At 37.4% G+C, this 14,786-nt stretch carries 8 protein-coding genes and 2 pseudogenes; 6 read left to right on the top strand and 4 right to left on the bottom strand.

Going from position 1 to position 14,786, the window contains the following annotated elements; genetic code table 11:
- The first annotated feature begins 49 nt into the window (after nt 1–49).
- The 3 genes and pseudogenes from AS4_RS12180 to AS4_RS12170 all read left to right on the top strand — a co-directional run.
- Nucleotides 50–805: a COG4705 family protein gene (locus AS4_RS12180; protein ID WP_096734324.1), complete on the top strand. Its 756-nt coding sequence runs from the start codon at nt 50–52 to the stop codon at nt 803–805.
- 231 nt (nt 806–1,036) lie between these two features.
- The gene (locus AS4_RS12175) at nt 1,037–3,976 is read left to right on the top strand and encodes an insulinase family protein (protein ID WP_096734323.1); all 2,940 of its coding nucleotides are present in this window, start codon (nt 1,037–1,039) and stop codon (nt 3,974–3,976) included.
- 135 nt (nt 3,977–4,111) lie between these two features.
- Nucleotides 4,112–5,152: pseudogene (locus AS4_RS12170) on the top strand (phospholipase A); the annotation flags it as partial.
- A gap of 817 nt (nt 5,153–5,969) precedes the next feature.
- Here the strand turns inward: AS4_RS12170 and AS4_RS12160 are convergent.
- Entirely contained in the window at nt 5,970–7,841 is a 1,872-nt protein-coding gene (locus AS4_RS12160) for an ABC transporter ATP-binding protein (protein ID WP_167468983.1), read from the bottom strand.
- 397 nt (nt 7,842–8,238) lie between these two features.
- Between AS4_RS12160 and AS4_RS12155 the strand changes: the two are divergent.
- Together AS4_RS12155 and AS4_RS12150 are read left to right on the top strand one after the other, a co-directional pair.
- Nucleotides 8,239–8,596, top strand: a pseudogene (locus AS4_RS12155) (type II toxin-antitoxin system RelE/ParE family toxin).
- Nucleotides 8,589–8,891, top strand: a complete 303-nt coding sequence (locus AS4_RS12150; protein WP_096734319.1) for a helix-turn-helix domain-containing protein — start codon at nt 8,589–8,591, stop codon at nt 8,889–8,891. Before AS4_RS12155 ends, AS4_RS12150 begins: the two are co-directional and overlap by 8 nt.
- 402 nt (nt 8,892–9,293) lie before the next feature.
- On the opposite strand, the gene AS4_RS12140 is transcribed toward AS4_RS12150, so the two are convergent.
- Genes AS4_RS12140 through AS4_RS12130 form a run of 3 tightly spaced genes read right to left on the bottom strand, consistent with a single transcriptional unit; the run spans nt 9,294 to nt 13,334 of the window.
- Complete coding sequence (locus AS4_RS12140) at nt 9,294–10,856, bottom strand: PepSY-associated TM helix domain-containing protein (protein ID WP_096734317.1); 1,563 nt, start codon at nt 10,854–10,856, stop codon at nt 9,294–9,296.
- A 3-nt stretch (nt 10,857–10,859) separates the two neighbouring features.
- Nucleotides 10,860–11,138 (bottom strand): hypothetical protein, encoded by a 279-nt coding sequence (locus tag AS4_RS22020; RefSeq protein WP_056511720.1) that lies wholly within the window; start codon nt 11,136–11,138, stop codon nt 10,860–10,862.
- Nucleotides 11,139–11,198: 60 nt separating this feature from the next.
- The gene (locus AS4_RS12130; RefSeq protein ID WP_096734316.1) at nt 11,199–13,334 is read right to left on the bottom strand and encodes a TonB-dependent siderophore receptor; all 2,136 of its coding nucleotides are present in this window, start codon (nt 13,332–13,334) and stop codon (nt 11,199–11,201) included.
- 229 nt (nt 13,335–13,563) lie between these two features.
- On the opposite strand from AS4_RS12130, the gene lpxB reads away from it, so the two are divergent.
- Complete coding sequence (lpxB, locus tag AS4_RS12125; RefSeq protein ID WP_096734315.1) at nt 13,564–14,739, top strand: lipid-A-disaccharide synthase; 1,176 nt, start codon at nt 13,564–13,566, stop codon at nt 14,737–14,739.
- Nucleotides 14,740–14,786: the final 47 nt, after the last annotated feature.

Raw genomic sequence — 14,786 nt, 5'->3', positions numbered from 1 at the left:
GTCGAAGCATAGACTATAGTTTTTAACGCATAATTGCTGAATAAATCAAATGAAGCAAAATGATCTAGATGTACTGATTGCTAAAGTTCCGCAAGTCACATTACTGTTTTGGATCACCAAAATCTTTGCAACCACCTTTGGTGAAACGGCTGGCGATGCTGTGTCAATGTCGCTTAATTTAGGGTATTTGGTTGGTACCTTTATCTTTGCTTTTATCTTTATTGCTTTTGTTTATTTTCAAATTCGTGCTAAGGCTTTTCACCCCTATTTATATTGGTTGACCATTATTGCAAGTACGACAGTGGGGACGACACTAGCAGACTTTGTTGATCGTTCACTGGATATTGGTTATTTAGGTGGAAGTACGTTATTACTCAGTTTGGTATTGTTGACTTTATATGCTTGGTACAAAGTCGAAGGAACAATTTCACCACATATCAATCAGCCTCGTGCAGAACTGTTCTATTGGTTAACCATTACCTTTTCACAAACTTTAGGTACTGCATTGGGGGATTGGTCATCAGATACAGCAGGACTGGGCTATAGCGGTGGGATTGTGCTGTATGTGGTGTTGATTCTCATCGTCATCGCCTTGTATTTATTTACAAAAACATCAAGGGTTATTTTGTTCTGGAGCGCGTTTGTGCTTACTCGACCATTAGGCGCTGTGGTTGGTGATTTTCTAGATAAACCGATTGATCATGGTGGATTAGCCCTGAGTCGTTTCACTGCATCGGCTGTATTATTGATTGCAATTTTCATCTGTATTTTTATTGCTCAGCGTTGGGATACAGAAAAAACATAAGCATTACTAATTTAAAAATATTGAGTTAAAAAAGTGAAGTTTTACAGTGATGATTGAATCTTTTGATCATCACTTTTTTTTATTTATCTCATTGCTTACGCTTATATTTCAACAGCAAGTCGCGATTAATCCTGATTGATTTACTAAGAATTAGTGTTAGGAATAAATCGCATTTATTTAAGTTTCGGTTATACTTGAACGTATAGATAAACATTTAATATTGGAGATCGCATGACTGTAGATGTCACTGAAACCTTATCTCAAACTGTTCATCCTGCGTTTCAGCTGGTACGTCAACACCATGTAGAAGCTTTAGACATTTTAGTGTCTGAATATAAACATAAAGTGACTGGTGCAATGCACTACCATTTAGCAACTGATCACGACGAAAATGTGTTCCTTGTTGCTTTCCGTACTCAACCGATGGATTCCAAAGGTGAGGCACATATTCTTGAACATACAGCATTGTGTGGCTCAGAGAAATTTCCAGTACGTGATCCATTCTTTTTGATGATTCGTCGTTCATTAAATACTTTTATGAATGCGTTTACAGCAGCAGATTGGACTGCTTATCCATTTGCAACTCAAAATAAAAAGGATTTCCAAAACCTTTTGGAAGTCTATTTGGACGCGGCTTTTGCTGCCAATTTAAATCCATTGGATTTTGCTCAAGAAGGTATCCGTATTGAGCTGGAAAATGGTGAGCCTGTTTATAAAGGTGTGGTATTTAATGAAATGAAAGGGGCAATGAGTTCACCTTCAGATCAGCTTTACCATCAGCTTGCGCATCATCTATTCCCGAAAACGACTTATCATTATAATTCTGGTGGTGATCCGAAGGATATTCCTGACTTAACTTATGATGAGTTAGTGGCGTTCTATAAATCACATTATCATCCAAGTAATGCGGTATTTATGACCTTTGGTGATGAGCCTGCTTATAAACTACAAGAACAATTTGAAAAGTTGGCGTTGTCTAAATTCAGCAAAGGTGAAACGATTTACTCTAAAGAAGAGCAAAGACTAACAGCACCGATTGAAGTACAAGAAACCTATGCTGTTGATGCAGAAGATTTAACAGACAAGACTTATCATATTTTGTCTTGGTTATTGCCAAAAACCAGTGATGTTAAACTTCGCCTGGGTATGCGTTTGGTTGAAGGGATTCTTTTAGAAAACTCTGCTTCGCCGTTGCGCCATTATTTAGAAACATGTGGTTATGCACAGTCTACAGGTCCAATCATGGGCGTAGATGATTCTAACTATGAAATGACGTTCTATTGTGGAGTTCAAGGTTCAAATCCTGAGCATACTGAAGAATTTAAAAATGGCGTGCTTAATATCCTTCAAGATGTTGCTTCAAAGCCTATCGATAAAGACATGGTTGATGCAATTTTGCATCAAATTGAATTACATCAACGTGAAATCAGTGGTGATGGTACGCCGTATGGTTTAACACTGATTCTCAATGGTTTGGGCAATGCAATCCATCATAATGATCCAATCCATGCTTGGGATGTGGATACTGCCATTGCAGAAGTAAAAGAAGAACTCAAAGATCCGATGTGGTTATCCAACTTGATTCAAGTTCATTTATTGGATAATCCGCATCGTGTACAAATGACTTTAGTTCCAGATGCAAATAAATCTGCTCAAGAAGCAGAAGATGAAAAAGCACGTTTGGCGAAAATTGCTGAGGCTTTGTCAGAAGCAGATAAAGCTGAAATTATCGCGCAAACTGAAGCTTTAAAAATTCGTCAAGAAACTCCAGATGATTTGAGCTTATTGCCTAAAGTTGGTTTGGAAGACATTCCAGCTGAATTGGCCATTGTTCAAGGTCAATTGCGTGAAGTGATTTGCAATGGGGTAGATACACCATTAAATCTGTACCATGCAGGCACAAATGGAATTTACTACCAACAAGTATTGATTCAAATTCCAGATCAAATTGTAAAATCGCCTTATTTTAACTTATTGTCTGTTCTCATGGGAGAAGTGGGTGCGGGCGAATATGATTATCTTGAACTTCAACAGTTACAGACGGCTGTTAGTGGCGGTTTGGGAATGGGTGCTTCGCTTCGTTCTAAAACCGATGACAAAGGTCAAATTAGTGCATGGTTGACTTTAACAACCAAATCTTTAACGGATAAGTTTGATGCAATTCAGTTGCTTAAATTGGCTTTTGAGCAACTACGTTTTGATGAAAAAGATCGTATTATCGAACTTTTACAACAACGTAAAACACGTTGGGCTTCTCGTTTATCGGGTTCTGGACATAGTTATGCAATGCAAATTGCCTCACGTCATATGAGTGCGTTGGCAAAACGTGATTATGACAATACCGGCCTAGGCGCACTGAATTGGCTAGGTGATTTGATCGCAAAAATTGAAAAAGATGATGCGGCATATGATGCGTTTATAGATGAGTTAAAATCAATTCATAAAGGCTTAATGCTTGCACCAAAACAATTTTTATTGGTGTGTGAAGAGCATCATTCAGAGCGTTTAGTTGAAGAAGTGCAAACGGTTTGGGATAAACTTGCAGTTGATCAATCTCCTGTCTATTTAACGCAAGTGGCTATGGATGAGAGCAATGCAGATCAAGCGTGGTTAATTCAAGCCAATGTTCAATTTTGTGCTTCTGCTTACCAAGCTGTAGATGTTGCGCATCTAGATGCAGCGCCGTTGATGGTGCTTGCAGGCTATTTACGCAATGGTTTCCTGCATAGTGCTATTCGTGAAAAGGGTGGTGCATATGGTGGGGGCGCAAGTTATGATGGCAATGCTTGCTCGTTCCGATTCTATAGTTATCGTGATCCACGCCTTGCAGAAACTTTCCAAGACTTTGAAGCAAGTTTAGATTGGTTGTTAAACAAAGAGCAGCATGATTATCAGCTTGAAGAAGCCATTCTTGGTCTGGTTTCTAGTATGGATAAACCTGGTTCACCAGCAGGTGAAGCCATTACTGCATGCTATGCATTGCTTCATGGACGCACACCTGCGTTTAGAAAGCAATTACGCGAGCGCTTATTAAACGTTACTATTGATGATCTTAAGCGTGTCACACAAACTTATTTACTTGAGCAAAAGCCTGTAAGAGCTGTAGTCGCTCCAGTTGCCAAAAAAGAAGTGTTGGAACAATTAGGTTTTGAAATTAAGAAAGTAAATTAACCCTATAAATTCTTTCTGGAGAATTCTATGTCGTTCAAAAATTTTGAACGTACACCATTGAATCTGAGCATCTTAATGATGCTCAGTTTTGGTTTGGTGACCATTGCTCATGCAGATGATACTGCACAAGTGAATCCTGCAAGTACGCAAGCCTGTGTTGCGCTCGAATCTAATGCTGACCGTTTGGCTTGTTACGATAAAATATTTAAAACAGCTACGGCTGCTCCGCAAGTTTTGGTGTCAGAGCAACGTGCTGCCTTAGATATTCAAAAAGCCGATGTTGAACCTGAAACATTGAAAGATAAAATCACCCAGAAAGCAGAAAATTTATTTGCGATTCATGGTGATAAAATTGACCCAAATACCTCATTACTTGATCGACGTTGGGAGCTTTCCCAAGACAGTAAATTAGGCACGTGGAATATTCGTGCGAACCAACCTGTATATTTGCTTCCTGCATTTTGGACCAGTAAGAAAAATGAATTTCCACAGAGTCCAAATCCTCAAAACACCGTGGATGAAGACCAAAATTTAAAGTCGATGGAAGCGAAATTCCAGATTTCTTTAAAAACTAAAGCTGCCGAAAATCTGTTTGGGAACAATGGTGATGTTTGGGTCGGTTATACTCAATCTTCACGCTGGCAAGTTTACAACAGTGATGAGTCTCGTCCATTTCGTGAAACAAATTACGAACCTGAAGCAAGTTTGATTTTTAGAACCAATTATAATTTATTGGGCTTAAATGGTCGCTTACTGGGCTTGACTTTGAATCATCAATCAAACGGACGTTCTGATCCGCTATCACGTAGTTGGAATCGAGTCATTTTAAATCTTGGTTTTGAAAAAGATAATTTTGCCTTAATGGTGCGTCCGTGGTATCGCATCGAAGAAGATTTTAAGGATGACAATAACCCTGACATTAAAAATTATATCGGTCGTGGTGATTTGACTGCATTCTATCGCTGGAATGACAATGATTTTTCTTTGATGCTACGTCACTCTTTAAAAGGTGGGGATGATTCACACGGCGCAATGCAATTTGATTGGGCATTTCCAATTAAAGGCAAGTTACGTGGGCATTTTCAATTGTTTGATGGTTATGGCGAAAGCTTGATTGATTATAATCACCGTGCGACCTATGTCGGTCTAGGTGTCTCGTTAATGAATTGGTATTAATCATTTAAAATAGCGTTGATTGGCTAGATTGAAATAGAAAGCTGTCTTGATACAAGGCAGCTTTTTTGTTTGCGGTTATTGAGTTATAGGGAAGAGTTGTTGTTTTATTAGGATAAATAAAGGGAAAGCTCAAGAGTGCTGTTTGTATATTAGATTAAGTGCAACAATCTAAGTAATAATCTGAGTACGAATGATGGAAGGCACTTAATTGTACCGAAACCACCACTTCTGTTGCCTCATGAAGCCGACTAATTCTTGACTCAAAAAATATAATTATAGAACTGATTGTAGTACCTAAAATATATCCAAATAAAGCTGTGATTGGTGTGATAAATGCATAATCGATAGAATAGCTATAGTTAAACCACCTAGTTGTTCATACAAGTAATTTGCATCAAGTCATTGATCATATATGAAACTTATGTTTTTTATGAACTTTTAGAAACTATTGGTTATTAGTTCGTTTTTTGGGCTTTTGAATCATACATGGTCGTTCTATCGTGTGGCGACAGGGATGTCGCCGTTGGGCGGGGGTACAGGACGTACCCCTCGCTCAACGAAAGATTTTTGTCACTTTTCATCTCTGAAAAGTGAGGCATCGCCTACGCAAAGGTATTTAAACTTTGAATGTAAGTTGTGGCTGTGCAAGCTTTTTAGAATTAAACAATTTGTTCTTTCATATGATTGATTTAATTAGGAATATTAATTATGAAAAATTATATTCTTGAGTCTGAGTTTTTGAATGGTTGACTATATAATAAAAAACCACGCTATTTTTAACGTGGTTTTTTATAATTTGGTTATTTAAATGCTTTATTTACGAAGTGCTGACTGTTGAATCTTCATCTTCTGTGGCTTTTTGTTCAGGTTCAACTAAAAAACCACCTGTCTGTCTATGCCATAAATGCGCATAAATACCGTTTTGTGCGATCAGTTCTTCGTGAGTACCTTGCTCTGCAATTTGACCTTGATCTAACACAATCAAACGATCCATTTGTGCAATGGTTGAAAGACGGTGAGCAATCGCGATCACAGTTTTATTTTGCATTAACTCATCTAAACTTGATTGAATTGCAGCTTCAACTTCGGAGTCTAAAGCACTGGTTGCTTCATCCAAGATTAAGATAGGTGCGTCTTTTAAAAATACACGTGCAATGGCAATACGTTGACGTTGACCACCCGAAAGTTTAACCCCACGCTCACCAACATAAGCATCATAGCCAGTACGGCCTCTTAAATCTGAAAGTTGTGGAATAAACTCATCTGCTTTGGCTTTTCTTACTGCTTCATACATTTCTTCATCAGTCGCATCAGGGCGGCCATATTTGATATTTTCCGCAACTGTACGATGTAATAAAGAGGTATCTTGGGTCACAAGCGCAATATTTTTTCTTAAACTATCTTGAGTGACTTCTTCAATATTTTGACCATCAATGGTAATTTTTCCATTATTGATGGTGTAAAAATGTAAAAGTAATTGAATTAATGTAGATTTTCCTGCACCAGAACGTCCAACAATCCCAATTTTTTCACCCGCTTGAATGTTTAAATTAAAGTGATCTATGACTTTTTTGCTGTTATAGGCAAATGTGACATCACTAAATTTAATATTACCTTGAGTCACAACAAGTGGTTTGGCATCTTCTTGGTCTTGGATATTGATCTGACGACCTAAAGTTTGCATACCATCTTGAATTGTGCCGACATTTTCAAATAGGGCGGAGGTTTGCCACATCATAAACTCAGCCATACTATTGAGTTTAAGAATCATGGCTGTTGTTGCTGCAATCACACCAATCGCTGCTTGACCCTGTAACCATAACCAAACGGCAGTACCTAAAACGCCAAAGAATAAAACGGCTGTCAGCAAATTGATGCAAAGTTCGTATGCAGTGCCTAAACGCATTTGTTTGAACACTGTACGCATAAACTCTTTCATTGACTCTTTTGCATACTGGCTTTCGCGGCCTGCATGCGCAAAAAGTTTTACGGTCTGAATATTTGTATAGGCATCTGTTACACGTCCGGTCATCACCGCACGCGCATCGGCTTGTTCTTTAGAAATTCGTCCTAATCTTGGAATGTAATATAGTGCTGCACTAACAAACAACGCCAACCATAATAAAAGTGGAATCAACAAAATAGGCGAAATTGATCCCAATACAATACTGATGGTGATGAAATAGATGACAACATAAGTCACCATGTCGCCCAAAATCACCCAAAACTCACGTACCGCTAGCGCCGTCTGCATGACTTTTGCAGATAAACGTCCAGCAAAGTCATTATGGAAGAAGTCTAAGCCTTGGCGTAGCATTAGATTATGGAATCTCCAACGCAAACGCATTGGAAAACTACTGTATAAAATCTGATGTCTGATAATCGACTGCATACTGGCAAAAAAGATATTTGCCAACAAAATACAGCTTAAAAAGATCAAATTTTCACGATGATTCACTAAAAAGTCTTGAGGTTTAGACTGTGTCAACCAATCGACTAAATGTCCAATTTGTGAAAAAAATAAAGCTTCAAAACTTGCTGTTGCAGCAGTGAATAATATTAAAATCAATAAATAACGCTTAACACCAGTCGCAGCTTGCCAAACAAATGGAAAGAACTTGGTGGGTAATGGTTCGTTTAAACCTTTCGACGGATATGGATCTACTAACTTTTCAAACCATTGCAGCAACATAAAATCCTCGTGGAAATTTTATAGATTGATTAAATTGTAAAATATTGAAATGAAGTTACAACCTGAACAGCTTAAATTATTTTAAGGCAAATTCAGCAGAAATTGGGAGAATAGTGGGGTAATGTAGATTGTATAGTTTTCGTGGAAATTACACCAGTTATTTATATCGAATAAAAACGATTTATAGTATAGCCAAAGATAATTAAAAAATTATTGTACTTTAACAATCTAATCGTAAATTGAACATTAATCTTCTAACACTTTAACAATCATAAGAAAGTAACAACACTGCTCGAATGTTTTTTACATGAGCGTTCAATTCTTAAAAGAAACTTTGCCTTTCTATAAGTACTATATTAAAATATAGATTACAGTCTATATTTCTAGGTTTCGCATGTGGACAGTCATTACAACGGATTTGTTTAATGAATGGCTTGAACAGCAAGATGATTCAACACAGGAAAAAGTCTTAGCTGCATTGGTTGTTCTACAACAGCTGGGGCCAAGTTTAGGTCGCCCTTTAGTTGATACCGTAAATGACTCGAAATTCATGAACATGAAAGAATTACGTGTTCAGCATAGATGTAAACCACTAAGAGCCTTTTTTTGTATTTGATCCATTACGACAGGCTATCGTGCTTTGTATTGGTAATAAGGGCGGTAAAAAGCGTTTTTATAAAGAGATGTTAGATATTGCAGAACAGCAATACGAACTTCATCTCTCAACCCTAGGAGATCAATCTAATGGCTAAAACCTTACAGGAACTATTGGCTGGTCGCTCTCCAGAGAGTCAAGACCGAATTCAAAAAATGGCTGATGAACTACGTTTACAAACGCAGCTTTATCTTATTCGAGAAGAATTAGAGATTTCGCAAAAAGAATTAGCTGAGATACTTGGAATCAAGCAACCGTCACTTTCAGCAATCGAAAATCGTGGTCATGATCTTAAAATTTCAACCATAAAGAAATATGTTGAAGCAATGGGGGGGAAGCTCCGCATTGATGTAGAACTTCCTACAGGAAAACATATTGGATTCAATGTTTAACAGTCGAAAATGGAAGCGATAAGCTTCCATTTTTTTGATAGGAATAAGCACGACTATACTGATAATTATCTAAACTTAAATTTAATTGAGTCTAGAGCTGTGTTCAAACGCTAGATGTCTACTTTTTTATTTTAGGTTTTAAATCATTTACAAAGAGTATCAATCCAAACAGTATTGGACTACTCAGTATGCACAAGGCCACAAAAGAGATGCTATTGCCATAATTTACACTGAATAAAAATAAAGCCGAGATGATCAACGCAAACGCGATAACTTTTACCAATTTCACATGTTGTGTCAAAACAGACAATTTACTTTTCTGAGTCTTGGTGATCTGCTTTGAGCTGATCAAATACAAGCTATAACTGGCAATCAGGATCAGGAGGAATGCTAAGGTCAATATCATGACACAGACTCCTGCGCTTGTTTTTGTTCCAGCTTTTTCTTGATCTTAGCCACAGCTTTGTTTTGAATAGGTGTGATTCTTTGATGTAAAAAAATCGCTAAAATGGCGAACAACCAAATCATTAAGTCCACACGTAAAAATAACCAATAGTCCTGTAATGAATGAATATATTGATTAGAAATCAGATAATAGATATTTAAAATAGGCAAGGCTAATGTCATGGCAATTAGCAGCTTGAGCTGAGTTTTCCAGAGATATTGTTGTTTTGTGCAGAGCGCAATAATAAAACTGAATAACCACAAAGTAAAAAATGTATAGACTTCATAATTTGGTGTATCTGCTTGAAGTTGCACAAAACGATTGGCATATAAATAACCCAACATCGCAATGGCTAAACCAATAATCATCGTGGTATTGAGTCGGTTTACCAGATAATGCCCAAAGTGAAAATGCTCATTTTTCTTTTGTAATTGTCGTTTTAAACTCCAGAGCAATAAACCAGAAGCAATCATTGCACAACCTAAGAGGCCAGAGAAAAATAAGCCTAAACGTAATAAAGGTTGGGCAAAATTCGCCATATGCAGCCCGTACATACTGGCATTTAATGTTGCAATTGCACTGTTATTACGGGTATTTCCAATTAAAGCACCAGTAGCGCCATTAAAGCTAAGTTGTGCTTGATTACGTGTAATTGAATGATCTTCTAAGGCAGTAATCGTGAGCTTGGCAAGCTGTGTATTGGGTTGATCTACGGTAATGTTATCAATATTCGTTTTCCCCCATTGCTGTTGGGTTTGTTGCAGGAAATGTTGAATAGATAACATATTCTTCGGCTGTGCTTGTTGAGCCTTGTTTGCAGTTGAAACATGACGAATTTCATCAAAATACTGATATGGATTATCTGGATAGGTTTTTTTCATCCCTGCGGGGAAAAGCAGATAGAAAAAGATCGCTAAGCCGGTAAATGTAATGGTTAAGAAAAAGGGCAATGCGATTACCGAACTTACATTATGAAAATCTAAATATGAACGCTGACCTTTAAATACTCTTAAGGTAAAGAAATCGGTAAATATCTTTTTATGGGTAATAATGCCTGAAATCAAGGTTATAAACATAATTAACGCTGCAAAGGTGACAATCAAACGCCCAATCGAATAAGGCATTCCATAAAGCTGATAGTGAAACCCATAGAAGAAATCACCGCCTTGTGTGGCAGAAAGACTCAATTCTTTACCTGTATTGGCATCTAAAGTTTTACTTTCATAACCACCATCGGCTTTTTGCCAATAAACTTTATTTGCAGGGGTATTCTGATTTGCAACGCCGATATACCAACTTTTTGCATCTGGGGCATTTTTTTGCAAATAAGCAAACGCAGACTGTATAGCGGATTCCTGTTTGATTTGCATACTCGCGAATTGTGGTTGCATCCACATACTAATTTCATGACGATAATATGTTGCAGAACCTGTCAAAAAAATTGCAAATAACAGCCAGCCGAAAGTAAGCCCGATCCAAGAGTGTAACCATGCCATAGATTGACGAACAGATTTATGCATGAGTTAACCTATAAACTTGGAAAATAGGAAAAAAGTAGCGACCAACGCTAGGCTGATCAGCGTAAGTTTCTTTAAAGAATGAATACAAAAGCTTAGAATCACAAAAATAATGTAAAAAATAAGTGCGCTAAATGCCGCCAAATAAATAGATTCAGCTTTGGCAAAATAAGGATAAAAAACATCAATTAAAGCTAAGGATACTAAATAACTGCACACATAGCCCATACCAAAAGCCAGTATAAAACGATAGAGCACTGATAAAGGGTAGAGCACAATCTGCATAACGATCACTTTCTTGCAATTGAAAACGCCTTAATCCTAAAAGATTAAGGCGAATTCAGATTAGTATTTAAATTTCACTGCAACATTATAGTTTGCAGATGGGCCATAAAATGCTTGACCATCTGGGAAACTATATAAATATTTTTTGTCTGTTACATTGTTTGCATTAGCTTGAAGCGAAATATGATTATTCAACTCATAGCTGGTCATCAAATTCACTAAAGCATAAGCATCTTGGGTAATTGTACTCTTTACAGTAGAGTCATACAGCTTGGTTGCATCTTGCCATTGTAAGGCTGCGCCAATTTTCAGTTTAGGTATTGCAGGAATGGTATAAGTGGTTAAAAGATTAATGGTTTGGTTCGGGTTGTAAGTACGTGCCTCACCACCATTTTTCAAGTCTTTTAAGCTAAATTGGCTATAGCCGAATGCTAGATTTAAATGATCTGTTAATTGTCCAGCCAGCCCGACTTCTACCCCTTGAGAGCGTAAATCACTGGTTTCAACTTTTCGATTGAGTGGGTTTCCATCAGAGTTACGTAAAGGGTAATTACTTTGTTCAGTTCGAAACACCGCCAAAGTTCCAGTGAGTTTGTCATCTAGCCATGAACTTTTAATACCTGCCTCATAGCTTTCACCCTCAACTGGTTTGAGTGCTTTATTATCAGTACCTAATCCAGATTGTGGACGGAAAATAGAGGTGTAGCTTAGATAACCTGTGTATTCAGGGCTAAAGTTATAGGTAATGCCAGCATAAGGAGATACTTTGTTTTCATCATAGGCCATTGATGAACCGTAACTTTCACCTTCACTTTTAGCTTGAACATAATTTAAACCGAGTAAAAGTTTTAAATCATCGTTTAAGTGTAGGCGTGTTGCTGCATATACAGAATTGAGCTTTTGAGTATAGTTTGCAGCATCACTAAACGCTGACCAATTTACTGATTGGGGTGTCCAGCTTGCCCAGTCCGTGGTTTGATTATTATTGATATTGCTGTCATTAATTGTGCCTGAAGTTTGTTGATCATACTGTTTACTTTGTAGATAACTATAACCCAGTGTTGCTTCATGCTCACGGCCAAATAATGAATATGAGCCTTGCACATTTAAGTCAGCAAAATGTCTTTTTAGACTTTCTTTCCCGCCCCAAGCGGTAAGGGCTACACCCGCTCCATTTTGATCAGGGTAACCGAAATAATAGAGTAAGTTACTGTTGTGGTCGGTTTGGGTGTAGTTATAGCTCAGCTTTGCTGTCCACTTATCATTAATTTTTTGCTTTAACTCAGCAAAAGCATTTTGAGACTTGTTGTCCCAATATGCCCAATCTGGATTAGGATTATAATTACGGTCATAGGAAAGTTGTTTCCCATTTGCACCGAGAAGTGGTAAAGCACCCCAATTATTTGCATTAGGTTTGTTTTGTTGTTGGCTATAACCGACTGTCAATAATGTGCTATCACTTAAATCCGCGTCAATGATGCCAGAAAATCCATTTTTTTCGGATGAATAGCGATCTAGATAAGAATCTCCAGTTTGCTCATAACCCATCAAACGTCCGCGAATGCTACCTTCTTTGTTTAATGCACCTGAAACATCTGCTTCATAGCGTTGGGTATTCCAAGAGCCATAACTTAGTCCAGCATTGGCTTGAAATTCTTGGGTAGGACGCTTACGGATATAATCGATTGTTGCGCTTGGATCACCAAAAGCATTGGTTAAGGCATCTGCACCTTTAATCACGTCAATACGATCATAAAAATATGTATCAGGGTTGGTATTATTATAATTGTAGCTGCTAGAAGGGAAGCCGACACCATCAGTTAAAATATTTGAGATTTCAAAACCACGTGCAGTGTAGGTTGAACGTTCGGTTTCTTGACTGCTGACAGTAATCCCAGGTGTATTGCTTAAAGCTTCACGCGCACTATTGAGCGCAAAATCATTTAATTGCTGACGTGTCACTACATTCACTGTTTGTGGTGTTTCTTTAACAGGAATATTTAGCTTGGCAGCGCTTGTAGATTTTTTAACGATATAAGATTTCGATTGTTCAGAGCTTAATTCAGTTTGATCAGCTGTGGCCTGAACTGAAATCGTGGGTAGATTTTCAATATCTGCAGCAAAACTCTGCTGAGCGCTGAATACCGCTAAACTAAGAATAGAGAATTTAAAACTGTGTGGAAGAGAATTCAACATTGCTTATCTTAAATGATAATAATTATCGCTTAGTTTATTGTTTGTAAGATGTGCTTACAAGCGTCGTGCAATTGAAAATATAAATAGAAAATAAAATAACGATAGAAAATTAGATGAATAGTTATATAAATTTACGCTTTTGTCATGCCAGTATCTTGTTTTGACTATTCGCAATTAAATCCTATGAATATGCTATCATGCAGTTATAGTGCTGATCAGGAAGAATATCTTGCAAAATCGAAAGCTTAAAATTGGAATTGTCGTAGGTGAGGTATCAGGGGATACTTTAGGCGCAAAACTTATTCGTCGTTTTCGTGAACAGGGTATTGATGCTGAATTTGAGGGGATTGGTGGTCCTCAAATGATTGCAGAAGGATTTAACAGTTTTTATTCAATGGATATTTTATCTGTGATGGGGATTGTTGAAGTGCTTAAAGATTTAAAAAAATTATTTGCTGTACGTGATGGCTTAGTCGAGAAATGGACTGCCAATCCTGTAGATGTTTTTATCGGTATTGATGCGCCAGACTTTAACTTACGTCTTTCAAAAAGTATAAAACAGAAAAACTTGCCGATTAAAACGGTGCAATATGTCAGTCCATCTGTATGGGCTTGGCGACAAGGACGGGTACATGGCATCAAAGCCAGTATAGATTTAGTGCTTTGTCTATTTCCTTTTGAAAAAGGCTTTTATCAACGATATGACGTACCAGCAGCCTTTGTTGGGCATCCACTGGCAAGTCAATTGCCATTACAAAATCCAATTTTAGATGCAAAGCAAGAGCTTGGTTTAGATATCAGTCAAAAGCATATTGCCTTGTTACCGGGAAGTCGGCGTGGTGAGATTGAACGACTTGGACCGTTGGTTTTAGATGCAGCAAAAATTCTTCATCAAAAATATCCAGATTATCAGTTCCTGATTCCTGCCATTAATGATTTACGCAAACAGCAAATTCAGGAATTATTAAAGCATTATCCAAGTGACTTGGTTGCAAAAATTCATTTACTGGAAAATACCGATAAAGAATCAAAAATTGGTCGTCAGGTTATGAATGCTGCCAATATTGTAGCTTTGGCATCAGGGACAGCGACACTTGAAGCATTATTGTTGCATCGTCCAATGGTGACTTTTTATAGGTTGAATTGGTTAACCTATGTGATTGCAAAATTTTTGGTGAAAATTCCGTATTATTCATTGCCGAATATTATTGCGGGTAAAAAAGTGATTCAAGAGCTTATTCAACAAGATGCCACAGCAGAAAATTTGGCCAATCAAATTGAAAAATTAATGAATATTGAAACTGCACAAATTCAAGTGATGCAATTGATCACCATGCACAAGCAACTTTTGGCTGGAAATAGTGAAGATCCTGTTCAGGCGATTTTAGCACTTTTAACAGCTTGATTTTTAACGCTAACAACCGATTAAGCAAATATCCGTTTGCTTATCGA

The organism is Acinetobacter guillouiae (assembly GCF_002370525.2).
Taxonomy (GTDB): Bacteria; Pseudomonadota; Gammaproteobacteria; order Pseudomonadales; family Moraxellaceae; genus Acinetobacter; species Acinetobacter guillouiae.
This window is presented reverse-complemented; position numbering and strand designations above follow the sequence as displayed.